Raw genomic sequence first — 22,435 nt, 5'->3', positions numbered from 1 at the left:
CCTTCCAACCCTTCGCAAAGGAGCGACACAATGAAACGCAGACTCATGCTCAGAGGCCTCGGCGCCGGAGCCGTGGCACTGCCCACCGCGGCCGGACTGGCCTCTTGCGGCACCGGCGGCGGCGGCGACATGGAACTGAGCGATGAACCGGTGACCCTCCGCCTGACCTGGTGGGGCGCGGACACCCGCGCCGACCTGACCGACCAGGCGATCGCCGAGTTCGAAGAGGAATACCCGAACATCACCGTCAAGGCCGAGTACAAGCCGTGGGAGGGCTACTGGGACGCCCTCGCCACCACCACCGCCGCGAACGACTCACCCGACGTGATCCAAATGGACGAGCTCTACCTCGCCTCCTACGGCGACCGCGGCAGCCTGCTCGACCTGTCCGGCGCGGACGAGTTCCTCGACACCTCCCAATTCGACGAGTCGACCCTCGCGACCGGAGAGGTCGGCGGCACGCTGTACGCGATCCCCATCGGCGCGGGCATGATCGCCAGCTACATCAACGCCGACCTGTTCGCCCAATACGGCGTCGACCTGCCCGATGGCGACACCTGGACCTGGGACGACTACGCGGCCATCGCGAATGAGCTGACCGAGAAGAGCGGCGGCGAGATCAACGGCTCCAGCGTCACCGGCGGCATCGACCAGGGCAGCATCCGTTACTGGTCCCGACTGCACGGCAACGAGCTCTACAGCGATGACGGCCAGGTCACCCTCGACCCCGCACTGCTGGTCGATCTGTGGAACTACAACCTGGACCTGATTGAGTCCGGCGGCGTCGAGAGCGCCGCCCAGACCGTCGAGAGCCTCAACGGCGGCATCGAGGGCGGCAGCCTGACCACCGGCAAGGTCGCCATGGGCTTCTTCTACAACACCCAGATCACGCCGGTGCTCGCGGCGAGCGGCGCCGACTTCCGGCTACTGCAACTGCCCGGCAACGCCGAAGCGGCCGCGAACTTCGTCAAGCCGTCGATGTACTGGTCGATCTCCTCCAAGAGCGAGCACCCGGCCGAGGCCGCGACCCTCGTCGACTTCCTGGTCAACCACGAGGCGGCCGCCGACATCCTCGGCACCGAGCGCGGTATCCCGGCCAACGAGGCCATGCGCGAGCACGTCGCGGCCGACCTCGACGAGGGCGAGCAGCTGGCCGTGGACTACATCGAGTCGGCCGCCGCCGGGCCCGCCGTGGTGGTCACCCCGAACGGCGGCAGCGGCTTCGACCCGATGATCCAGCGCTACACCCAGGAAGTCCTGTTCGGGGAGCGCACGCCGCAGGACGCGGCCGAAGCCTTCATCGAAGAACTTCAGTCCGAAATCGACGCCGCCGCCTAGCCGGCGGCCCGAATAGAGAAGAGCACCATGCCTGTTCCCAGACCCCCGATCCGCTGCGGCATCATCGGCACCGGCGGCATCGCAAACGCGCATGCCCACGCTCTGACCGAGCTGGGCGGCCGCGCCGAGCTGACGGCCGTGGCCGAGATCGACCCGGCCCGCGCCGCGGATTTCACCGGCCGCTTCCCGGTGCCCGCGGTGTACGGCGACGCCGAAGTCATGCTGGAGAAGGAGCGGCTCGATCTGGTGCACATCTGCACCCCGCCGAAGACGCACGTGCCGCTCGCGATCGCGGCGATGCGGGCGGGTGTCCCGGCGCTGGTCGAGAAGCCGACCGCGCTGAGTCTGGCCGAGATGGACGAGCTGGTCGAGGTCGAGGCCGAGACCGGGGTGCCGGTGCTGACGGTGTTCCAGCACCGCTTCGGTCCGGCCGCGGTCCGGCTCCGGCGGCTGGTCTCCTCGGGTGTGCTGGGGCGGCCGTTGGTGGCGACCTGCGAGACGCTCTGGTTCCGCGACGACGCCTACTTCGACGTGCCCTGGCGGGGACGCTGGGAGGTCGAAGGCGGCGGGCCGACCATGGGCCACGGCATCCACCAGTTCGACCTGCTGCTGTCGGTCCTCGGCCCCTGGACCGAGCTCACGGCTCTCGCCGGGCGCCTATCGCGCCCGACCGACACCGAGGACGTCTCGATGGCCTTGGCCCGCTTCGAGAACGGTGCGATGGCCACCGTGATCAACTCGGTCGTGTCCCCGCGCGAGACCTCCCGGCTCCGCTTCGACTTCGAGCACGCCACTGTGGAGCTGGAGCACCTCTACGGGTACCGGGAGGCCGACTGGCGCTTCACTCCCGCGCCCGGACACGAGGACCTCTCCGAGCTCTGGCTCGCCGGAGACGAGCCTGATCTCGAGAGCGGCCACCGCCTCCAGATCGAGGCGGTCGTCGACGCCCTCGCGGCCGGGACCGAGCCCGGCGTCTCCCTCGCCGAGGCCCGCCGAACGATGGAGTTCGCCGCGGCCACCTATGCGTCCGCCTTCCAGGGCCGCCCCATCGGGGCCGGACAGATCACCCGCAACGACCCGTTCAATCGCAGCATGGACGGCGGCGCCGTCCCGTGGGCGCCCCTCAAGGAGACGACCGCATGAGCAACCTCGACATCCGACACGACCTCGGCAGCGCGGTGACCGTCCGCGACGGCGAGACCGAGCTCTTCCGCTACGTCTACCGGCCCGACTCCCCGCAGCTGGAGTCGCCCAAGCCGTACCTGCACCCGATCCGCACCCGCGCCGGGCATCTGGTGAGTCTCTACCGGCCTTGGGACCACGTGTGGCACAAGGGCATCGCGCTCTCGCTGCCGCATGTGGGGGAGGAGAACTTCTGGGGCGGCCCCACCTACGTTCACGGCCGGTTCTACGTCCAGAAGGACAACAACGGCACCCAGCTGCATCGGAACTTCACCCGCCTGGAGCAGGTCGACGGCGCCGCCGAATTGACCCACGAACTGGACTGGAACACCCAGGCCGGGACCCCGTATCTGACCGAGCGGCGCGCGCTCAGCGCGCGCCTGCTCTCGGACGAGGCGTGGATGCTGACCTTCGAGACCGAGCTCCACAATGTCTCCGGACACGACATCGCGATCGGCTCGCCGACCACCAAGGGCCGAGAGAACGCCGGCTACGGCGGCCTGTTCTGGCGCGGCCCGCGGGCCTTCACCAACGGCCGCCTCGTGACCGAAGCGGGCTCCGGCTCCGGCAATGACGTCCGCGGCCAGCGCCACGAGTGGATGGGCTTCTCCGGACGCCACGACGACGCCGATGCCACCTCGTTGGTGCTCATGGTCGACGATGCCGAGAATCCGCACCACCCGCCGCAGTGGTTCGCCCGCTCAGAGGAGTTCGCCTGCCTCAACCCGGCGCCGTTCTTCAGCGAGGAGCTCACCGTCCCCGACGGCGAGACGGTTCGCTTCCGCTACGGCGTGGGCATCGCCGATGCCGACGCGGACGCGGCCCCAGACCTGGCGGAGGCTGTGAGCAAGGCCCTCTGATGCGTCCCATCGAGACGGCGGCCACGACGCCCGTGATCGCCGGATGCTTCCCCGACCCGTCGGTGTGCCGGGTCGGGGAGGACTACTACCTGGCGAACTCCTCAATGGAGTACGCCCCGGCCGTGCCGATCTGGCATTCGCGCGACCTGGTCTCGTGGCGGCAGATCGGCAACGCCCTGGACCGGGACGTGCAGTTCCCGGCGGGGCGTTCGACCGCCAGTCGCGGTGTCTACGCCCCGACGCTGCGCCATCACGAGGGCCGGTTCTGGTTGGTCACCACCGATATCGACGACCCGCGCGGCGGGCACCTGCTCTTCAGCGCGACCGACGCCGCCGGACCGTGGTCCGACCCGGTCCACCTGGCCGGGATCGACGGCATCGACCCGGACCTGACGTGGGACGACGAAGGTACCTGCCTGCTCACCTACTGCTCCTGGAACGACAAGCAGATCGGTATCAGGCAGGTCGCGATCGACCCCGACACCGGCAAGGTACTGGAGGAGCCGCGCTGGATCTGGCACGGTACCGGCCTGGGCAATCCCGAAGGGCCGCATCTGTACCGGCGCGGCGAGTGGTGGCATCTCGTCATCGCGGAGGGCGGCACCGATCGCGGGCACGTGGTCTCGGTGGCCCGCTCGCGCTCGCCGCGCGGACCGTTCGAGTCCGCGCCGCACAATCCGGTCTTCACCCACCGCAGCACCCGCCATCCGGTGCAGAACGTGGGTCATGCCGACCTCGTCGAGCGTCCCGACGGCACCTGGGCCACAGTGCATCTGGGCGTCCGGCCGCGGGGGCGCACCCCGCGCTACCACGTCAATGGCCGCGAGACCTTCCTCGCCGAGATCGCCTGGATCGACGACTGGCCGCAGTTCACGCCGTCCGAGGCGGCCCTGCCCGAGTCACGGTGGTCCTTCAAGGACGAATTCACCGCGCCCCGGCTCGACCCCAGGTGGGTCTCGCCCGGCGTTCGGCCCGAGCAGTGCGCCAGTCTCGTTCCCGGCGGTGTCCGGGTCGAGCCCGCCGCCGGCACCTCGGGCGAGCCGTCCGGACTGTTCTTCCGCACCGCCGGGAACCGCTGGGAAGCCGACATCACCGTCGAACCCGGCGAGTCCGCCTTCACCGCGGCGGTACGCATCGACCGTCGGCACTGGTACGGGCTTCGCATGAAAGACCATGCGGCCGAAGCGGTCTCGCGTGTCGGAGAGGTCGAAGCCGTCGTAGGCGCGCGACCGCTCTCCGCTGCGGAGGTCACCTTCCGCATCCGGTCGGTCGAAGCGACCAAGGAGGGCCCGGACGACATCGAGCTCGGCATCGTCGACGACTCGGGCTTCTCCGCTCTCGCCCGCCTCGACGGACGCTACGTCTCGACCGAAGTCGCGGGCGGCTTCACCGGCCGCACGCTCGGATTGTGGGCCGAGGCCGGCTCGGTCCTGGTCAGGAAGGTCGAGTTCGTTGAACTCCCGGAGGGATAGGGGCCGTCGGCGCGGAGTCAGCCGTGCCGGGCGGGAGTGGTGCCCCGAAGGATGACCCGAGGCTCGAACTCGACCCGCCGGTGATCGGCGGCCGATTCGGCCAACGCGAGCTTCACCGCGGCGGCGCCCACTCTCGCAAGAGCGAGGTTCACGCTGGTCAAAGCCGGTGTGACGTCCTCGGTCCCCACGACGTCGTCGAACCCGGCGACGCCGATCTCGGTGCCGGGGTTCAGGCCCGCGTCGCGCATCGCGCTCATCGCGCCGATGGCCATCGCATCGGTGGCGGCGAGGACCACGTCCAGGCCCTCGGGTCTCCGTTCCATCAGGTTCCTGGCCGCGTCGTATCCACCGTCCCTGGTCATCGGCGTGCGCACGACGGCGTCGTACTCGATCCGCATCCCCAGGCGGTGGGCGCCTTCGACGATGCCGTCTTCCCACTGGCGCGCGGCCGCCGAGTCGTGGTCGGGCCGGAGCACGGCGGGCGACCGGTAGCCGAGGCGGAACAGTTCGGCGACGAGTTCCGACGCGCCGCGACGGCGGGGGACGACGGCGGTGTCGAAGGGCAGCTCGTCGTCTCCGGCGATCACCACCCGGCCTCCCTCCTGTGTGTAGCGCGCGAGTTCCTCCTCAAGGGACGCCCGTGAGACGGTGGAGCCGCTGCGCGCGCCGGTCAGAATCATGGCGTGCGGCCTGAGACTGCGCATCATGCGGACGACTCGGATCTCGTCGTCGATCGCGTGGTCCGTCCCGGCGAAGGTGGCCACGAGCCCCGAACTGCCCGCCTGTTCGATCACGCCGTGCACGATCTCGGCGTTGTAAGGGTCGCGGATGTCGGAGACGAGCACGGCCACCATCGCGGTCGCGCCGGTGGTCGTGGCCCGCGCCGACGCGTTCGGGCGGTAGCCCAGGCGCCTGGCGGTCTCCAAGACGCGCGCGCGCATTTCCGGTGACACGTACTGGGAGGTCGGGTCGAGGGCCCGGGAGGCCGAGGCCTTGGAGACGCCGGCCGCGCCGGCGACATCGCGGAGGGTGACCGTCGACGGTCGGATCCGGTCGTCCGGGGACTGGTCGTCGGTGGCAGGCTCGGTGGTCACAATGGCATCCTGGCATCGGGCGCATCTCGGGGTGCGCCCCACTCCTTGATCGCTCGGTTGCGCTCATTCGAGGGTGTGTATTCGAGGGCGCGTTCGACATTGGAGGTCTTGTGCGGCGAGCGTATCAGAAGGCGACACTGCGTGACGTCGCTCAGGCGGCCGGCGTATCGCCCTCGACCGCGTCCCGGGTGCTCAACGGCGGTGGCCCGCAGGTGAGCGAGCGGCTCTCGGCGCGCGTCCTCGCGGTGGCGGAGTCCCTCGGTTATGTCTCGAACCAGGCGGCCCAGGCACTGCGAGGGCGGCGGACGGCGGTCATGCTGCTCGCGAGCGATCCGAGAACCGCGTCCCTTGCCGCGATCGCCGCCGGAATGGAGGCGGCGGGGCGCGACCGCGGTGCCCTGGTCAGCATCACCGGTGTCGGAAGCGGCGCGGCCGCGCACCGGACGGCGCTCGAGGTGCTGCGCGGGTTGCGTCCCCGTGCGCTGGTCGTGACGAGCGCGAGTTTCGCCGATGTCCCGAGTGAACAGGTCCTCCCCGAGCTCGAGCGCTTCCGCGCGGACGGGTGCGGCGTCGTCTTCATCGGTGAGCACGACACCCCGTTTCCGGCAGTCCGCTTCGGCGACTTGGAGCTGGGGAGGACCATCGGCCGCTACATGGGTGGGCTGGGCCGTCGCCGCGCCGCCGTCTTGACCACTCCGGGCCATCCGGCGCTCGACAGTCGCACCGAGGGTTTCCTACGGGGCCTGTCCGAGCGGGGCCTCGACCCGGGCTCGGTGGTGATCGAGCATTGCGAGATCAGCCGGGACGGCGGCAGGGACGCGGCCCGCCGGATCTCGCGGGCGCGCGCGCGGCCGGACCTCGTGCTGGCGGGCAACGACGTTCTCGCGATCGGTGCCCTGAACGAGTTCAGGCGCTTGGGAATCGACGTGCCGACCGACATCGCCGTGTCCGGGGTGGACGACATACCGCTCGCGCGCGATGTCACTCCGGCGCTGACCACCGTGGCGCTTCCCTTCGCCGAGGCCGGAAGGGCGGCTTTGGAGATGGCGCTCGCGACCGAGCCCCCGCGGGACGTGGTGCTGTCGGGGCGCCTCATCGTCCGGGCCAGCACCCTCTCGGACGAGGTCTAGTCGGGACGTTCGACCGAGTTACGCGAGAAGTGTCCGATTTCGCGTAATGAAACCGTTATCAAGCGTTCGTATCAGACCCGGTTGACAGGCTCTGAAACCGTTGTCATCATAATTTGAAGCTCCGACCGGGACTCATCCGTCTATATATCCACAAATTCAGTTTCAACGATCGTCAAACGACGAAAGGAGTGCGAGACGATGTCCGCACGCAACCGACGACCGAGTGGCGGCATCGCACGACGCGCGGTGCTCACCCTCCCGGCCGTGTCCCTGGTCGGGACCGTCCTCGCCGGGCAACCCGCGATCGCTCAGACCACGCCGATCTCGACGGTCGACACGGCCAAGTCCACTTACGACAAGCTCGTCCTGATGGTGGACGGCAAGCCGTTCTACCACAGCGGGGTCCAGTACCGCTACGAGCACCAGCGCTACCAGAAGGGATGGACCGACGCCGAGCTCAAGCCGATCCTGAAGATGATCGCCGAGGACGGGTTCAACGTCGTCAACATCCCGCTGTGGTGGTCGCAGGCCGAGCCCGAGAAGGACACCTTCGACTGGACCGACCTGGAGAAGTACATCGACTGGTGCGAGGAGTACGGGCTGAAGCTGGAATTCCTGTGGTTCAGCCACGAGTCGACCGGCCACTCGATCCCGATGCGCGTCCCCGACTACGTCTGGGACGACTACCAGCTGGTCGTCGACGCCGAAGGCACGCCCCTCCAGAGCGGGGGCCACTTCCTGTTCGACAAGACCGACCCGAACCTGCTGAAGCGGGAGCGGCACGTGCTCGCGAAGGTGATGGAGCACCTCGCCGCCTACGACACCCGGCACACCACCATCGGCGTCCAGATCACGAACGAGCCCAACGTCGCCCAGATCCAGTGGGGCGTCTCCTCGGACCGCAGCTACAGCGACTACAGCAACGCGCTGTGGGACGAGGGCGGGTACACCGACGCCGCGCAGTTCCGGCGCGACGTGCTGCTGCACTACGTGACCGAGCTGGGCCGGGTCGTCAAGGAGTCCGACTACCCGATCTACACCCGCGTCAACACCGTCGGCGACGCCCGTCCCGTGGCAGAGAACGAGAAGCTGCGCTCGCAGGGCAAGAACACCATCGACTTCTTCGGCTACGACCCGTACACGACGAACATCAACACCTTCTACGACTACGGCAGGAAGTCGATGTGGTCGCAGGGGCGCAACTTCCCGATGGTCATGGAGACCTTCGCCGGCGCCGGCAACGCGCACGTCATGAAGTTCAACTCGATCGCCGGCAACGCGGCGCACAACCTGTACGCGGCCACCGACGGCTACGCCGAGTCGGGCAGCTCCAACTTCGGGCTCTACGACTTCGACCCGGCCACTCACGTGGTCACCCGCAAACACGTCTCCAACGAGATCCGCGACTTCAACCACACGATCAATAAGATCAGCACTGACCTGGCGACCAGGGCGCCGGTGGAAGCCGGGGGATCCTTCCTCCAGACCTACAACCGCGCCGCCGCCGCCTCGTTCGACGTCGCGAAGACGCTGGCCGACGTGGACCTGCGCTACACCACGACGACCGGCGGCCAGGGCATCGCGGTCGAGCGGAGCCGCACGGAGTACGCGCTGATCAGCATCGACAACGGCGGGACCTACTCGTTCCCGGCGAGCTACGGCGAGGTGAGCTCGGTCCAGTCGGGGTTCTACGACGACAACGACAACTGGGTCAGCCAGGGCTCCAAGTCGTACCGCGTGGCCGACGGGAACATCAGCATCACCCTCGGTGAAGGCGAGGCGGTGCGCGTCGTCTTCAAATAGCCGGATCGATCGTCATCGCCGCCACCGGTCGAACCGGGCCCGACACGGCCGGCGCGACCGGAGGCGCACCCCCTCACGAGATCAATGGAGATCAAAATGCCCACCGCTAAGCGCAGTGCGGACTCCCCGCCGCGAAAACTGCTCGGCCTGTTCGCCGCCGGGGCCCTGCTCCTGACGGCCCTGTTCATTCCTCACACGGCCACCGCCGCCGAAACCCCGGACACAGTCCTGATAGATGAGAGCTTCGACGCTCAGACCGACCCTGCGAACTTCGGCTTCCCGACCGGAGCCAGTATCGGCGACGGCGTCCTGAAGGTCACGGAGAACATGCGCAACTACACGACATCGGTCAACCGGTTCGACTCGTCGATCAAGAGCGAGAAGACGCTCGACCTGCGCTTCGACTGGAAGACCTCGATCGCCAGCGACGGGATGAAGACCGGCCTGGAGTTCCGCGACGACAATGGACGCCTCGTCTTCGCGATCGCGGCGACCGGCTCCGAACTCCGCTACGCCGTCACCGGTCCCGACTCGGATTCCACCTCGTCGCCCGATTCCCTCAACCCGACCTGGATCAAGACCGGCTTCGACCGGAGCAAGTGGTACACCGTGGACCTGCACCTGGACTTCACCCTCGGCCGAGTCCAGTACTCGATCGCCACCAAAGAGGACGCACCACAAGTCATGGCCTCCGGCACGGGGGACATCACTGGCGAGCACCTCGCGAAGTTCGTGGCCTGCAACTACTACGGCACCGGCGTGCAGTCGATCGACAACTTCCGCCTCGTCCGGCCCGGCTCCGCCGCCGACGGAGTCCTCGACGGCGCATCGGTCTACGCCTTCGGCGACAGCATCGTCTACGGGCACCGCTATCCGCGCGGCTTCATGGACTTCGTCGCCGAACGCGAAGGCATGGAGCTGACCAAGTACGCGGTGAACGGCGCGACCGTGGGACCCGTGTCGGGCCCTCCCGAAGGGAAGATCCTCACCCAGATCCAGTCGGCGAGCCCGCAGGCGCCCGACTTCGTGGTCTTCGACGGCGGCACCAACGACGCGATCCCGCTCCACGAACAGGACGGGTACGAGATCGGCGCCGTCAGCGGCTCGCACGACCCCGGCCACTTCGACACCGGCACCTTCGCCGGATCGCTCGAAGCGACCATCCACGCCATGAAGCAGAAGTGGCCGACCGCCCAACTGGTGTACGTCCCCGCCCACAAACTGGGCTCGCGCGACTGGGACACCCAGCTCGCCCTGCGAGCGGTGGCCCTGGAGGCCGCCGAGAAGTGGGACGTGGCCGTCGCCGACGTCTTCGCCGACACGACGCTCGACACTCGCATCGAGGATCACCGGGTCGCTTACACGTTCGACAACCTCGTGAACGGCTACCCGGGCACCGGCGGCAGCGGTACGCACCCCAACATCGCCGGCATCACCGAATTCTACGTGCCGGTGCTCACCGCCCGCCTGGCCGACCTCGCCGGGGCCGCGACCCGCCGCGCTCAATGAGGAGGCAGGTGATGGCCGCGGCCGCGATGGCACGCGCCTCAAGAACGCGGTGATCGGACGCGGGCAGTCTCGGTTCGATCAGTGGCAGTCTGCCGACGCCGCGGTGTCTGACTACGGTGAAGTCATGAGCGGTGAGTTGTTTCCCCGGTCCCGGTCGGAGGTCGGTCCGGGCGCGGTGCTCGTGCCGGACTGGCTCGATGTCGAGCGGCAGCGGGAATTGGTGGCCGCGTGCAGGGAGTGGGCCCGGCCTCCGGCGGGGATGCGCACGGTGCGCACGCCCGGCGGGGGAGTGATGACGGCCAGGCAGGTGTGCCTGGGCTGGCACTGGCTCCCGTACCGCTATTCGGCGACAGTGGACGACGGCGACGGCGCGCCGGTCAAGCCCTTCCCGCCCGAGCTCGGCGAGCTCGCCCGCGAGGCGGTGGCGGCGGCGTATGGCGAGCCCGCCGCGGCCGAATACGACGTGGCGCTGATCAACTTCTATGACGGCGACGCCCGCATGGGCATGCACCAGGACAAGGAGGAGCGCTCGACGGCCCCGGTGGTCTCACTCAGCCTCGGCGACACCTGCGTCTTCCGTTTCGGCAACCCCGACTCCCGTTCCCGGCCCTACACCGACCTGGAGCTGCGCAGCGGCGACCTGTTCGTGTTCGGCGGCCCCTCCCGGCTGGCCTACCACGGCGTGCCCCGAGTCCTGCCCGGCACCGCCCCCGACCGACTCGACCTGACCGGGCGGCTCAACCTCACCCTGCGCGTCACCGGCCTCGACCACCCCTGACCCGGGACCCCTCCCTGCCAGGGTCCGCTAGGTTTCGCGGCATGGAGCTCCGGATCCGATCGAGGCCCTCATGACACCCTGGAGGCGAGGGACCCTGCGCCTCGTGGCCGCGTTGCTGGTTCCGGTGCTGTGGCTGGCGGTGGCTGCGAGTGCGATGTGGCTGGACGACGACTGGCACTCGGCGGTGCAGTTCACGCTGACCCTGCTGAACGTTTTCATCAGCGCGGCAGTGCTCTTGATCTGCGTCGTGCTGTGGTTCATGGTCGTCGACACGGTCACCGGGTACGTCGCGATGGGGCTCGCCTGCGCGGCGATCCTCGTCGGCGCGCACCTCGCCTTCGGGGCCCTCGAGCTTTGGCTCCTGGAGTGGCGGGGCACCGCGACCGCGTGCACGGTGCTCGAAGTGCGACCGCGAGAAGGCGTGGAGACCGCAGGTGGCGGCGGCCAGGCACCCCAGTATTACGACTACCGAATGGACTGTGCCGAAGTCGATGCGCCGCAAGCGATGACGACCCACATGCCCGTTCGCGGCGATCGCATCACCGTGGTGTACGACCCCGACCGTCTCGTAGGCGCCCGCGCGGCGGTCGAGGTGGAAGCGGCCGCGGCACGAACCGGGATCGCGGGCCTTGCGACAGCGGTCTGGACGGCACTGACCATCGGCTTCATCCTGCTTCGTACCCCGTTCACCGGGCGGCCTGACCCCCTGCCGGGGAATCAAAGATAATTGAGTTCCCTGCGCCGCTTATGGATCGAGATGGACAGCGCCTAACCCGCTCGGGTCAGCTCGACGCCCTGACCTCGACCGGGTGGCGGTCGGGGTCCGGCGGGATCGCCAGGGGCGGCCGGGTCCCTGCCCGCCTGCGGAGACTGCCGAGCAGCACCCCGCCGACCACCAGGACTCCGCCCAGCGCTTCGGGGAGCGTCACGGTCTCGCCCAGGATGAGCCAGGCCGCCGTCATGCCGGTGACCGGCACCAGCATCGAGAACGGCGCCACCACGCCCGCGGGGTGTCGCGACATGAGCCAGGTCCACAGCCCCGAACCGAGGATGGTGCCGATCAGCACGGTGTAGAGCAGACCGAGGACGGCGCCGACCGCGCTCGGATCGCCGAATCCGGCCAGAGAATCGACGATGCGAGTGGGTCCCTCCACCGCCAGTGCCAACGCCAGCATCGGCAGCGGCGGGACCACGGACATCCACAGTGTCAGGTGCAGCGGATTGGCCGCCTTCGCCTGCCGGTTGCAGATATTGCCCATCGCCCACCCGAGTGCGCCCGCCAGCGTCAGGAGGAATGGGATGGCGCTGGCGTGTTCGGCGCGCTGCCAGCCGACCACCGCGAGGCCGCCGACCGCGACCAGGATGCCGAGCATCTGCGGGCCGGTGACGCGCTCGCGCAGGAACGTGGCGCCCAGCAGCATGGTGAACGGTCCGGACGCCTGGAGGACCAGCGATGCCAGACCGGCGGGCATGCCGGCGGCCATGCCCCAGTACAGGAACAGGAACTGCAGGGTGCCGAAGCCGAGTCCGTAGCCGATCAGCCAGCGCAGCGGCACATCGGGCCGCTTGACCAGGAGCAGCGTCGGAATGGCGATCAGTGCGAATCGCAATGCGACCAGGAACATCGGGGGAAAGTGCTGGAGCGAGGCGTCGATGGCGATGAAGTTGAAACCCCACATGACGGCGACGGCCACCGCGAGCAGTACGTGACGAACAGGCATGTGTACATCATGAACGGCATGAATGTGAAGCACAAATGAAAGATGCTAAAGGTATTATGTAGTATTGCTACATGGATGTTCGCCATCTGGACCTGCTCCGCGAGTTGGCGCTGCGCGGCAGCGTCACCGAGGTCGCCCGCGCCACGCACCGGACCCCGTCCGCGGTTTCCCAGCAGCTCAAGGCCGCTCAGCGCGAGTTCGGCATGGCGCTGGTGGAGCCTTCGGGCCGCGGCCTGAGCCTGACCGAGGCCGGCCGAGTGCTGGCCGACGGCGGCGCGGCGGTCGCCACCGCGCTCGAACAGGTGCGGGCGAGCTGGGACTCGTTCCGCGGTGAACTGTCCGGCACCGTCACCGTCGCGGCCCTGCCGAGCGCCGCGACCTTTCTGCTCGCGGAGGTGCTGCGGGAGCTCGAGGGGAGCTCGATCGAGCTGCGGTGCAGCGATATCGACATAGCCGAGGCGGAGTACGCCGCGCTCGCGGCCGACAATGACATCGTGATCGCGCACAGCTTCACTGCGGTGCGCCCGGCGGGCGCGGCCTCGCTGACCGTCGTCCCGCTGGCGCGCGAACCGCTCGATGTGGCGATGGCCGCGGACCACCCGCTCGCCGCACAGGTCACCGTCCGCACCGACGACCTGGTCGACTGGGAGTGGATCGGCGTACCCAAGGGCTACCCCTTCGACTCCGTGCTCGAATCCATCGAACGGGCGACCGGCGCCGCGTTGCAGGTGTCCCAACGGTTGCGCGATAACCGGCTGGTCGAGTCACTGGTGGTCGGGAGCCGTCGGATCGGCATCCTGCCCCGGTTCACGACCCCGACCGGCGCCGGGCTGGTCCTACGCGAGATAGCCGACATTCCCACGAGGCGCCACGTCACCGCGATGCTGCGACCCGACCGGGCCGAACGACTCGCGGTCAAGCGGGTCCTGGACGCCTTCCGCCGGGTGGGCGCCGATGCGGAACGCCGCCACCGCAAAACGGACGACTAGCCGCACCTCCGCCGTCCCCGCGAGCCGGCCTCCTAGGGGGTTCTTAAACACCCCTAGGCTTCGGCGACGGTGACCGTGAGTTCCCGGTGGGACCGGGCCATGTCGATCAGGGTGGCCCGGAGCTCGGCCATCCATTCGGGGTCGCCGTCGCCGGGAGCGCCGAGGGCGCGGGTAATGCGGGCCAGTGAGCAGGCGGCGTGCAGGCCGGCGAACAGGCGCAGGTTCGCCAGGTCGCCCTCATCGAACGGCCGCACGCTGCGGTATCCGGTGATAAAGGCCTGGAAGTGTTCCCGGTGTGCCGCTTCGGGGTTGCCGTCCGGACCGGTCAGGTCGCGCAGGGCGTAGGCGATGTCGGCGGCATACCAGGAGCGGGCGGCCTCGTCGAAGTCGAAGGCGGTCGTCCGGCCTGCGTCCCAGGCCAGGTTGTCGAGCTCGAAGTCGCCGTGGACGATTCCGAACCGGGTACGGTCGCGGGGCAGGCCGGCGAGCCGTTTGGACAAGCTCGCCGCGGCTTTGACCAGCACCGGGTCGTCGGCGAACCGATCGGGAATCTCGGCCAACTCGGTGAAGGCTTCGGGCAGGTCGGTATCGAGTTCGGCGGCGCCCTCGTGGACCGAGGCGAGCGCGGCGCCCCAGGCCCGGGCGCGGTCTGCGGTGAGGTCGTCGGCGTCGAGCGCTTCGCCGGGGGCGGCTTCGACCACCATGGCGTGCATCGGTCCCAGCGTCGTCGTCACCGTCGCGGTCAGGGCCCCGGTCTGGTCCGGGACCGGGCGGACCACTGCCGTGCCGTCCGCGGCGAGCCGGTCCATTAGGGCGCTCACCGCCTCGATCGGTCCGGCGCCCCGGTAGGCATCCGGCACGAACCGCAGGTACCGCTTCCCCGACGGGTCGGGGAGGACGAACACGTGTGAAGCGCTGGAGCGCCACCACTTCGCGGTCCCGGCCGGGTATCCCCAGGCGGCGGCGACCTGGTCGGCGATCGGGCTCTCCCACGCAGGGGTCACGGTCCGCTTCAGACGATCGATCTCAGTCAATGGCATCATCGCCAGCCAGTCTCACTGGCCCCGAACGCACTCGCAACTCGATTCCCAACCCACAGGCCCGCCGAACGCAGCGCCTCAACGGCAGGAATGCTGGACATCCTCGAGGGCTGTCGACTTTACGACCGATGATCGGGCTTTAGGCGGGGCCGGCGTTGCGGAGATTGGCTTCGGTTCGCGCCCGGATGTCGTTGCAGGCCTCGCAGACCGAGTCGGGGATGAGACCTGCGCGGGTCAGCAGAGCGAAGATCTGGCAGCCCAGGCAGAACGCGAAGACCGCCTCCAAGGTTGCGGCGAGGACGAGCACGGCGAGCACGAGCCAGCCGGCCAGGTCGGCGTCGAATACCAGCAGGAGTGCGGCCGAGGTGAGGGAGAAGACCGCGCCGATGCCCTGGGCGAAGCGCTTGGGCGGGCCGGGGACGGGCTTGGCCGCGGCGGGCAGCCGGGGTGTGATCACCCTGGTGACCAGCTGCCCGAGAATGCTGAGGGTCGGCCCGGTCGCCACGCGCGCGATGAAGCCGAGGGCGATGACGGGCACGAGCCATTCGAGCTGGAAGGCCAGCGCGGCAACACTCATCAGCACGACGCCGCCGGCCACGAGACGGGCGGAGACCTCGTTGACCGGATTGGGAAAGCTGAACAGCTGGCGCATCGGGCGGATCGCTCCATCGGGGCAGATAGTGGGCGGGCTCGTAATCCTACTTCGTTCATAGGAGTATTCCCAACCGGAGGTTCTGGCGGGACGACCGCGGACGCTCCGAAGCTCACCTGACCAGGCTTCGCTCCGCGGGCCGGGATCGTTCGTCAACTGCGCCTTATGGACTGAACATCATGGTATGCCCGATCGGCAGTGAAATGCCCCTTGCGTCCGGGCTGACTCTGCCTTAATCTGATCATTATATTAATGGTGATCGATCTCAGGTCGCCTTCCCGACACCTCGATGGGACACACCATGAGTCCGACATTTCCCCGCGGGCGCAACAGGAACCGCAACCTTCTCGCTGTTGCGGCGGTCGCTTTGGCGATCGCGAGCCTGTTCCTCCTCAATCCGTTCGCCTCCTCGGCGCAAGCCGCCCCTACCGGCGGTCAAGACCTGCAATCCCAGACGGCTCAGGTCGACTCCGGCGACGTTCGCCAAGGCACCATCACCTGGACGTTGGTGCGGGCGTCGAATCCCACGGCCGACCAGCAAGAGGCCTACGACCTGATCACCCCGGCAATGGATGCCGCCGTGGCCCGCTACAACAACCTCGGTGATCTCAGCAAGAACATCACCGTCCACTATGATCCGAACGTCCCCACCGCCGACGGCAATATCAACGGCACCATCCGATTCGGCGGCAGGGCCTACATGAACGAACGCACGTCGCTGCACGAGATCTCGCACACCATCGGCGTCGGCACCAGCGGCAGCTGGGGCTCGCTCGGCTGCGGCGGCACCTACAACGGCGCCCAGGCCACCGCGCTCGTCAGGGAGTACGACGGTCAGGATGCGGTCATCAACTGCGACGGCCAGCACTTCTGGCCGTACGGGCTGAACCAGGACAGCGAGTTCTCGCAGACGAACGCCGACCGACACGTCGAAATCGTCGAGGCAATGGTGCGCGACGGTCTCTAAGACGCCACCGGTATCGAAGTCCCGGCAGATTGCCGACACTCGGAGGCAATCTGCCGGGCACAGAGTCGGGCAAATGGTGGGTCTGAGCGGATCGGCTCGCCTCGGCCGTCGGTGCCGCAATGCCCGGAGATCACTGGGGCGGGCCGAAGCGCACCTTCACGCCGGGGGAGTACAGCACGCTCATCGGAGCGCCGGTGATGCGGCTGTGCGCGCCGCGAGGGCCGGGCCAGCGCCGCGAACCGGTGTAGGTGACCGAGTCGCCCTCGGCGCGAACGTCCATGCGCGACCACAGGTACGGCAGCCCGAAGCCGGCCCGCGCCGTCAGCACGGCCGCGAGGCGCGAGGCGTCGAGCGACCGGAAGACCACGCCGCGGCGGCCGTGCCGGTCCACCGAGTAGAGGCGGACGTTGGTCTCGGGGAAGGAACCGAAGTACGGGATTCCGGGAAGGCGGAGCCATCCGACCCGGTGCATGCGGAAGGCGATGAGTCCGACGAACGTGGCGCCGTCGAAGGTGTCGGGCACTGTCCCGGTGGGCAGCAGCCCGGCGACCGCCTCAGGGTCCACCGCCCAGTGGAGGAAGGCCAGGTCGAGCCAGGACTGGGTGAGCAGCGGGCGGCTGATCGGCCGCGGCGGATCAGGCGTGACGGGTTCGGGGTGCAACGGGTCGGGCACCTCGCCAGCATCGCACAGCACGGCGACCCCGTTCGCCCGTTGCGGACGCGCGGCCCGCATGATGCGGGCCGAATTCGGGGCACGGCCGCGGGCCTTCTCCTGTCGGTCGAGGAGTTCGCGTCGCGAATGCGGGGCGAAGGGCTCATAGAATCAGGTTTTCATGAGCCGCTTTCGAACTACCGACCCCGACTTCTTGATCAGCCAGATCAGTTTCGACATGCTCCTGGAGATTCAGCGGGAAGCTGAAGCCAACGGCTGGTCGACCCGGTGGTCATCTGAGGCAGCACTGCGCGATCAGGTCAAACCGGGTTCCATCGTCCTGGCGCCGCTGTTGCGGGAGTGCCGGGGCGAGACAGTTCGGACCTACCGGTGTCTCATTGTGTTCGAGTCCCCAGAAGGCGAGTCCTCTGGCTCGATGGTCACGATCGACCTGTCACCGGCCCGGTTCGCGTCGCTGACGCCACTGGCGTGCGACTCGCCGACCCGTGACGCGTTCGCTCGCATGTTTTCGCTGGCGCTAGGCGGAATCTCGATGGTGTCGAAGACCTGACCTTTCCGGGCAGGGGTGGGATGGGCGAGCCCCGGAATGGCCGTCCGGCTTATCGTCCGAAGCGGACGTTCATGGCTCGGAATCGGTCCATGACGTCCTGCCGGAGCAGGTCTCCGTATCCCGTCGCATCGATGCGCGCCGCCAGCGCCGGGACGGCGAGACCCATTGCGGCGGCCGTGTCTTCCAGGTTCCAGTCGTGGTCGGCCAGGTGCTCCAGTAGCCGGGCGCGCCGTGACTGGGTCTCCGAGAGCCGGAACGTGTACAGGAACGCCAGTCGCCCGTCGTCGTCGGTGATGGCCTCGCCGACATGGGGCTCATGGGCCCGGGCCGCACCATCTTCTCGGCGGGCGTTGAATCGGGGCCGGAAGCGCCACAGGGTGTACGGCGCCATCCAGTAATCCGAGGTGAAGTGGTACTCCGTGTCGAGGAGTCCGGCGGCCATGATCCCCAGGTGGGACCCGGCCCATTCCCGCCGGGCCGCGGCCATGGCGGCGCGCAGGTCGCCGACCGTGTCGATCGCGCTCTCGTCGAGGTGCACTTCGAAGTCGGGGACCTCGCGGTACAGGTTGGCGTATCGCCAGATGAGCTCGCCGAAGCCGTCCTCGACGAGGGTCGGGTGCAGGGCTCGGTAATCGTCCGGGTGCGGGGTGACGACGGCCGCGGCGAGGGCGTCGGCGACGTACACCAGCACCCCACACTGTCCAGGATGGATTTCGAAGATGCGCAGGGCGTCTGCCAGGCCCTCCACAGCGTGTCCGGGAAACTGCTTGTCGCCGATCTGCGGAAGGCCGCGGTTGAAGGCCCGCGTCGACCATTCGCTCCAGGCGGTCGCCGGTCCTCTGTAACTGAGCGGCAGGAACGCGTCGATCGCGGTGTGGTGCGGGACGAAGCGCACGCGGGTGCGGCGTTCGAGGCGGGTCGGCGGCTTCCGGGACTTGCGCACGGTGGTGGCGGCCATTTGCAGCGCGGTGCCGAGCGCGGGCACGGCGGCGCCGTCGTCGGTCCACTCCGCGACGAGGCCGTGCGGCGTATAGCAGCAGCTGGCGCGGTAGCCGTCGTCGAGCGTCGGGTCGGGGAAACCGTTCGGGTGCAGCCGCAACGACTCGATCGGCTCGTCGCGGACGAGCGGCACCAGGCGCACCCCGCCCCAGACCTGGCCGGGTTGGGCCTGGAGTCCGTCGAAGGTCAAGCGGCGCATGGCGCCTCCTCGGCGAGCCAGCGGTCGACTTGTGCCGTGATGTGGGCGCGCAGTTCGGCGATGCCGGTGCGGCCGGTGGCGAAGCGGGCGAACGCGACGAGCTCGGGCAGATTCTCGGCGTCGCGAATGCCGACCGTGGGAGTGGAGGGGGAGAGGCGCCGGACCTGGAGACCCGCGGCGTCGAACACCGGGTTCAGGTGGGCCACCGTGGTCGATCGAGCGGGGTCGATCCGTTCCTCCCACACCCGCAGTACCGCGGCGGCCATGCCGACGGGTGCGTTGTCCCAGCCGTCGGAGACCACGATCAGGAGTTCAGGGCGGGATTCGAGCCCGTCCAGAATGCGGTCCCCGAGCGCGGTGACGCCCCGGGCCCGGGCCATGAGCGGATCCACGTCGCCGGAAAGCCACAGCGGACGGTACTCGGTGGCGAGCGCTTCGAGCAGGAAATGGGAGGCGAGCGCGACGACGAGCGGCCGCCGCCGCTTCTCGCTCGACCCGCTCGACGAGTAGCTGTCGTCCAGCACCGCCGCGACCGAACCCCAGGTCCCGGCCCGCGGACCGACAACCCGCAGGGCTGCCGCCCGCAGCGCCCCAGCCAACTCCGCACGGCGGGATTCCCGTACGACGACCGGCAGCGCCAGAACGAAGGCGGCGAGCCTGGTCAGCGGCATCCGCGACAGGTCGGTGAAGTCCGAGGCGACCCCGGTCGCCCCGACGCGCGCGGCCGACCGCTGCAGCCTCAGTCGCTCGCCCCGGGTCATCTGCGGCGCGATCTTCTCCAGGAACTCCACGCGAGTGATGCGGTGCTTCGCGGCAAAGCCCTCGGCGACCGTGTACGGCAGTTCGAAGACGGCCCGGCGGTCGAAGTGCGCTCGCCGCCAGGTCTCGAACTGAGGGGTGCGGAAGCGGCCCGTGGAACGCCAGTTGAACAGGACCGCGGCGAGTTCGCCGGCCGCGTCACCTGAAGTGTGGGGCAGGTCGTCGACTCGCAGGTGCGCATGGCGAACCGCGTCGCGGAACGCGGAGCGGTACTTGATCGCGTCGAAGGTCAGATCCGGGCGCTCGCTCAGCCATTCGCGCATGATCGCGCGCGTCCGCCGGTTGTTGACCCGTTCCCGGCGCAAGGCCGTGAACAGGCGGTACACCCGGTTCGTCGGCAGGGCGCGAAGCGCCTTGGCGATCAAACGGCCTTCGAGCGCGCGCTGAGCAGGACTCACGTCGCGGCCGGTCTGCAAGAGGCGCAGGATGATCGTCGCGGCATTGCGGTCGTTGACGCTGAGCGTGAGTGTTGCCGCGTACAGGTCCCGGTAGTTGACCAGCATGTACTCGTGCAGGAACTCCAGCGACCACCGCTGCGCGTCGACATCGGAGTGGAACTCGCGCTGCCCGGTCGAGGCGATGGCGGCATTGACGAACAGCAGCACATCCTCGGCGGCGGCGAGATCGGCGACGGTTTCCATGGAGTCGTTGCGAGCCTTCAAATTCGAGGGGAAGGGGCGCCGACCGGGGAATGAGAGGCACGAAGGCGAACTGACGCTTACAAAACGGATCCGGAATTCGCACCCGAGTCCCGCGGTCGGCCCGCCCACCCTACCGCCGCGTGTCTATGTCCGCGACCGAGAAGGCGGCGTCGAAGGCGTCGACCTGTACTGCTCCCAATAAGCGGTCGAACCGCCGATTCTCGCGGTCCCTGGGCGTTCGCGGTGGCACGATCACTTGGTGCGTGTGCCCGCAGGACCCGGGCGCGACACCATCCAGTCCGCCGATCGACCGGCCTTGGAGCGACCATGAACGTACTGACCGACCTCGCCGACGAGCACCTTGGACTCGCGCGCGCCGCCGCGCACGGCCGGAGCGCCCACCTGCTGCTTCACGACGGGCCCTTGCGCCAGACCCTGATCGCGCTGGTGGGCGGCGAGAGCCTGTCCGACCACGAGACCCCAGGCGCGGCTTCGCTCCTCGTGCTGCGGGGGAGGGTCCGGCTGACCTCCTCCGACGGCGACACCGACCTGTCCGAAGGAACCCTCGAAGCCGTACCCGACGAACGGCACGGTCTCACCGCGCTCGACGACGCCGTCGTGCTGCTGACGACGGTGACCGGTCGCTGAGGGCGAGTCTGCGATACCGCCGCATCGGACGTATCGGGGCGTGAGGGCTGGTTCCCTCACGCCCCGATCGCTACGTGGCTCGGCGGACGGTGCGGCTCAGCGTTGCGACGGCGCCGGAGCATTGGTCGGATGAATCCTCTCGGTTTCGCCTGCCATACCTGAACTATACGGAAAAATAGTTACATACTTGACTTGATAGATCCTATATCCATAGACTGTCTTCGATATTTAGGGCCGAGGCCGCGTTCGCGGCCACCCCTTCGGAGGATCGATAGCGCCCCTTGGCGTGCCGACCGAATGAAAAGGAGTACCCAATGTCCATAGACGAAGCTCCGCAGGCCGCTCGGCCCCCGACACACCGAGCCGGTCCGCACTGGAGCCGACTCCTGCGGGTCAGAATCCTCGCCCTGGTGGCGATCGTTCTCACCGCGGTAGCCGCCGGGGTGACCGTGAACGGCGCCTCCGCGGAGGAGGCGAGCACAGAGGAGGCGAGCGCCAACGCCAGCGCCGGATGCGGGAGCGCTCCGACGCTGACGAGCGGCACCCACACGATCCAGAGCAGCGGCACCGATCGCAGCTTCATCCTGAAGATCCCCGAGAACTACGACAACAGCTACGAGCACAAGTTGATCTTCGGGCTCCACTGGTGGGGCGGCACCGCCGAAGACGTCGCCTCGGGCGGCAGCGACGGCGCCCCGTACGCCTACTACGGGCTCGAAGCGCAAGCGGAGGGCACCGCGATCTTCGTTGCCCCCCAAGGCATCGACAATGCCTGGCCGGACAATGGCGGCAGCGACGTGACCTTCGTGGACGACATGATCGGGCTGATCGAGGGCGACCTGTGCGTCGACGAGACGCAGCGCTTCTCGCTGGGCTTCAGCTACGGCGGGGCCATGAGCTACGCGCTGGCGTGCGCGCGGCCGGACCAGTTCCGCGCGGTCGCGGCCATCGCGGTCCCCGGACCGGTCAGCGGATGCAACGGCGGTACCCAGTCCGTCGCGTACATGGGCATCCAGGGCGTCAACGACAGCATGCCCCAGGCACGGGAGATGCGCGACAGGTTCGTCGCCAACAACGGCTGCGCCTCGCAGAACCCGGCGGAGCCCGCCGCGGGCAGCGGCACCCACATCACCACGGCCTACGAGGGCTGCCAGGACGGGTATCCGGTGGTCTGGGCGGCGTTCGACGGCGGACACCAGCAGGGACCGGTGGACGGATGCACCGGCTGTGAGAGCGGCGCCGACAGCTGGGTCAAGGGCGAGGTGTGGAACTTCTTCACCGGGCTCGACGGCTCCGAGCCGCCTGCTCCTGAATAGGCGGACCAGGACGTGACGACCGGGCGGCCCGAACGGGCCGCCCGGTCGTTTCCCT

The 22,435-nt window shown here is 68.7% G+C and carries 20 protein-coding genes and 1 pseudogene; 14 read left to right on the top strand and 7 right to left on the bottom strand.

Translation table 11 applies throughout. The features are described from left to right. Positions 1 to 30: 30 nt before the first annotated feature. Genes FAB82_RS21945 through FAB82_RS21930 form a run of 4 tightly spaced genes read left to right on the top strand, consistent with a single transcriptional unit; the run spans position 31 to position 4,852 of the window. The gene (locus FAB82_RS21945; protein WP_136536695.1) at positions 31 to 1,338 is read left to right on the top strand and encodes an ABC transporter substrate-binding protein; all 1,308 of its coding nucleotides are present in this window, start codon (positions 31 to 33) and stop codon (positions 1,336 to 1,338) included. A 27-nt stretch (positions 1,339 to 1,365) separates the two neighbouring features. Further along, positions 1,366 to 2,481 (top strand): Gfo/Idh/MocA family protein, encoded by a 1,116-nt coding sequence (locus FAB82_RS21940; protein ID WP_136536694.1) that lies wholly within the window; start codon positions 1,366 to 1,368, stop codon positions 2,479 to 2,481. After that, a complete protein-coding gene (locus tag FAB82_RS21935; protein ID WP_136536693.1) occupies positions 2,478 to 3,380 on the top strand; it encodes a DUF6807 domain-containing protein in 903 nt (300 codons plus the stop codon). The genes FAB82_RS21940 and FAB82_RS21935 overlap by 4 nt, the downstream gene beginning before the upstream one ends. Continuing rightward, positions 3,380 to 4,852 (top strand): glycoside hydrolase family 43 protein, encoded by a 1,473-nt coding sequence (locus tag FAB82_RS21930; protein ID WP_136536692.1) that lies wholly within the window; start codon positions 3,380 to 3,382, stop codon positions 4,850 to 4,852. The genes FAB82_RS21935 and FAB82_RS21930 overlap by 1 nt, the downstream gene beginning before the upstream one ends. A gap of 17 nt (positions 4,853 to 4,869) precedes the next feature. Here FAB82_RS21930 and FAB82_RS21925 read toward each other — a convergent pair whose 3' ends face one another. Continuing rightward, the gene (locus FAB82_RS21925; RefSeq protein ID WP_168801711.1) at positions 4,870 to 5,946 is read right to left on the bottom strand and encodes a LacI family DNA-binding transcriptional regulator; all 1,077 of its coding nucleotides are present in this window, start codon (positions 5,944 to 5,946) and stop codon (positions 4,870 to 4,872) included. Between the two features lie 110 nt (positions 5,947 to 6,056). Between FAB82_RS21925 and FAB82_RS21920 the strand changes: the two genes are divergently transcribed. The 5 genes from FAB82_RS21920 (at position 6,057) to FAB82_RS21900 (ending at position 11,893) form a co-directional block, all read left to right on the top strand. Continuing rightward, positions 6,057 to 7,076 carry a LacI family DNA-binding transcriptional regulator gene (locus FAB82_RS21920; RefSeq protein WP_136536690.1) on the top strand — a complete coding sequence of 340 codons (1,020 nt, stop codon included), beginning with the start codon at positions 6,057 to 6,059 and terminating at the stop codon, positions 7,074 to 7,076. 198 nt (positions 7,077 to 7,274) lie between these two features. Next, positions 7,275 to 8,879: a beta-galactosidase gene (locus tag FAB82_RS21915; protein WP_136536689.1), complete on the top strand. Its 1,605-nt coding sequence runs from the start codon at positions 7,275 to 7,277 to the stop codon at positions 8,877 to 8,879. A gap of 96 nt (positions 8,880 to 8,975) precedes the next feature. Continuing rightward, positions 8,976 to 10,388 carry an SGNH/GDSL hydrolase family protein gene (locus tag FAB82_RS21910; protein ID WP_168801710.1) on the top strand — a complete coding sequence of 471 codons (1,413 nt, stop codon included), beginning with the start codon at positions 8,976 to 8,978 and terminating at the stop codon, positions 10,386 to 10,388. Between the two features lie 124 nt (positions 10,389 to 10,512). Beyond that, complete coding sequence (locus tag FAB82_RS21905; protein ID WP_136536687.1) at positions 10,513 to 11,166, top strand: alpha-ketoglutarate-dependent dioxygenase AlkB family protein; 654 nt, start codon at positions 10,513 to 10,515, stop codon at positions 11,164 to 11,166. Positions 11,167 to 11,269: 103 nt separating this feature from the next. Further along, positions 11,270 to 11,893, top strand: coding sequence for a hypothetical protein (locus FAB82_RS21900; RefSeq protein WP_136536686.1), 624 nt, complete (start codon positions 11,270 to 11,272; stop codon positions 11,891 to 11,893). A 55-nt stretch (positions 11,894 to 11,948) separates the two neighbouring features. Here FAB82_RS21900 and FAB82_RS21895 read toward each other — a convergent pair whose 3' ends face one another. Next, positions 11,949 to 12,887, bottom strand: coding sequence for an EamA family transporter (locus tag FAB82_RS21895; protein ID WP_136536685.1), 939 nt, complete (start codon positions 12,885 to 12,887; stop codon positions 11,949 to 11,951). Positions 12,888 to 12,958: 71 nt separating this feature from the next. Between FAB82_RS21895 and FAB82_RS21890 the strand changes: the two genes are divergently transcribed. Beyond that, positions 12,959 to 13,876, top strand: a complete 918-nt coding sequence (locus FAB82_RS21890) for a LysR family transcriptional regulator (protein ID WP_136536684.1) — start codon at positions 12,959 to 12,961, stop codon at positions 13,874 to 13,876. A 53-nt stretch (positions 13,877 to 13,929) separates the two neighbouring features. On the opposite strand, the gene FAB82_RS21885 is transcribed toward FAB82_RS21890, so the two are convergent. Both FAB82_RS21885 and FAB82_RS21880 read right to left on the bottom strand, forming a co-directional pair. Then, positions 13,930 to 14,919, bottom strand: a complete 990-nt coding sequence (locus FAB82_RS21885; protein WP_136536683.1) for a phosphotransferase enzyme family protein — start codon at positions 14,917 to 14,919, stop codon at positions 13,930 to 13,932. A 136-nt stretch (positions 14,920 to 15,055) separates the two neighbouring features. Beyond that, positions 15,056 to 15,568 carry a DUF4395 domain-containing protein gene (locus FAB82_RS21880; protein ID WP_136536682.1) on the bottom strand — a complete coding sequence of 171 codons (513 nt, stop codon included), beginning with the start codon at positions 15,566 to 15,568 and terminating at the stop codon, positions 15,056 to 15,058. A 301-nt stretch (positions 15,569 to 15,869) separates the two neighbouring features. Here FAB82_RS21880 and FAB82_RS21875 point away from each other — a divergent pair, with 301 nt between their 5' ends. Next, on the top strand, positions 15,870 to 16,535 hold the full coding sequence (locus tag FAB82_RS21875) for a hypothetical protein (RefSeq protein WP_425461594.1): 666 nt from the start codon (positions 15,870 to 15,872) through the stop codon (positions 16,533 to 16,535). Positions 16,536 to 16,728: 193 nt separating this feature from the next. On the opposite strand, the pseudogene FAB82_RS21870 reads toward FAB82_RS21875, so the two are convergent. Next, positions 16,729 to 17,208, bottom strand: a pseudogene (locus FAB82_RS21870) (YqjF family protein); the annotation flags it as partial. A gap of 193 nt (positions 17,209 to 17,401) precedes the next feature. Between FAB82_RS21870 and FAB82_RS21865 the strand changes: the two are divergent. Then, positions 17,402 to 17,758, top strand: coding sequence for a hypothetical protein (locus FAB82_RS21865; RefSeq protein WP_211116763.1), 357 nt, complete (start codon positions 17,402 to 17,404; stop codon positions 17,756 to 17,758). A gap of 49 nt (positions 17,759 to 17,807) precedes the next feature. On the opposite strand, the gene FAB82_RS21860 is transcribed toward FAB82_RS21865, so the two are convergent. After that, a complete protein-coding gene (locus tag FAB82_RS21860; protein WP_136536679.1) occupies positions 17,808 to 18,956 on the bottom strand; it encodes an ARPP-2 domain-containing protein in 1,149 nt (382 codons plus the stop codon). After that, complete coding sequence (locus FAB82_RS21855; protein WP_136536678.1) at positions 18,944 to 20,416, bottom strand: hypothetical protein; 1,473 nt, start codon at positions 20,414 to 20,416, stop codon at positions 18,944 to 18,946. Before FAB82_RS21855 ends, FAB82_RS21860 begins: the two co-directional genes overlap by 13 nt. Before the next feature lie 327 nt (positions 20,417 to 20,743). On the opposite strand from FAB82_RS21855, the gene FAB82_RS21850 reads away from it, so the two are divergent. Both FAB82_RS21850 and FAB82_RS21845 read left to right on the top strand, forming a co-directional pair. Further along, the gene (locus tag FAB82_RS21850) at positions 20,744 to 21,064 is read left to right on the top strand and encodes a cupin domain-containing protein (protein WP_136536677.1); all 321 of its coding nucleotides are present in this window, start codon (positions 20,744 to 20,746) and stop codon (positions 21,062 to 21,064) included. Positions 21,065 to 21,378: 314 nt separating this feature from the next. Further along, positions 21,379 to 22,380 carry a CE1 family esterase gene (locus tag FAB82_RS21845; RefSeq protein ID WP_211116762.1) on the top strand — a complete coding sequence of 334 codons (1,002 nt, stop codon included), beginning with the start codon at positions 21,379 to 21,381 and terminating at the stop codon, positions 22,378 to 22,380. The last annotated feature ends 55 nt before the right edge of the window (positions 22,381 to 22,435 follow it).

This window comes from Glycomyces buryatensis (assembly GCF_004912275.1).
Lineage (GTDB): Bacteria > Actinomycetota > Actinomycetes > Mycobacteriales > Micromonosporaceae > Glycomyces > Glycomyces buryatensis.
This window is presented reverse-complemented; position numbering and strand designations above follow the sequence as displayed.

Coding starts and splice junctions, on each gene's coding strand:
- FAB82_RS21945 (WP_136536695.1), top strand. CDS start 31: ATGAAACGCAGACTCATGCTCAGAGGCCTCGGCGCCGGAGCCGTGGCA.
- FAB82_RS21940 (WP_136536694.1), top strand. CDS start 1,366: ATGCCTGTTCCCAGACCCCCGATCCGCTGCGGCATCATCGGCACCGGC.
- FAB82_RS21935 (WP_136536693.1), top strand. CDS start 2,478: ATGAGCAACCTCGACATCCGACACGACCTCGGCAGCGCGGTGACCGTC.
- FAB82_RS21930 (WP_136536692.1), top strand. CDS start 3,380: ATGCGTCCCATCGAGACGGCGGCCACGACGCCCGTGATCGCCGGATGC.
- FAB82_RS21915 (WP_136536689.1), top strand. CDS start 7,275: ATGTCCGCACGCAACCGACGACCGAGTGGCGGCATCGCACGACGCGCG.
- FAB82_RS21910 (WP_168801710.1), top strand. CDS start 8,976: ATGCCCACCGCTAAGCGCAGTGCGGACTCCCCGCCGCGAAAACTGCTC.
- FAB82_RS21905 (WP_136536687.1), top strand. CDS start 10,513: ATGAGCGGTGAGTTGTTTCCCCGGTCCCGGTCGGAGGTCGGTCCGGGC.
- FAB82_RS21895 (WP_136536685.1), bottom strand. CDS start 12,887: ATGCCTGTTCGTCACGTACTGCTCGCGGTGGCCGTCGCCGTCATGTGG.
- FAB82_RS21890 (WP_136536684.1), top strand. CDS start 12,959: ATGGATGTTCGCCATCTGGACCTGCTCCGCGAGTTGGCGCTGCGCGGC.
- FAB82_RS21885 (WP_136536683.1), bottom strand. CDS start 14,919: ATGATGCCATTGACTGAGATCGATCGTCTGAAGCGGACCGTGACCCCT.
- FAB82_RS21880 (WP_136536682.1), bottom strand. CDS start 15,568: ATGCGCCAGCTGTTCAGCTTTCCCAATCCGGTCAACGAGGTCTCCGCC.
- FAB82_RS21875 (WP_425461594.1), top strand. CDS start 15,870: ATGAGTCCGACATTTCCCCGCGGGCGCAACAGGAACCGCAACCTTCTC.
- FAB82_RS21860 (WP_136536679.1), bottom strand. CDS start 18,956: ATGCGCCGCTTGACCTTCGACGGACTCCAGGCCCAACCCGGCCAGGTC.
- FAB82_RS21855 (WP_136536678.1), bottom strand. CDS start 20,416: ATGGAAACCGTCGCCGATCTCGCCGCCGCCGAGGATGTGCTGCTGTTC.
- FAB82_RS21850 (WP_136536677.1), top strand. CDS start 20,744: ATGAACGTACTGACCGACCTCGCCGACGAGCACCTTGGACTCGCGCGC.
- FAB82_RS21845 (WP_211116762.1), top strand. CDS start 21,379: ATGTCCATAGACGAAGCTCCGCAGGCCGCTCGGCCCCCGACACACCGA.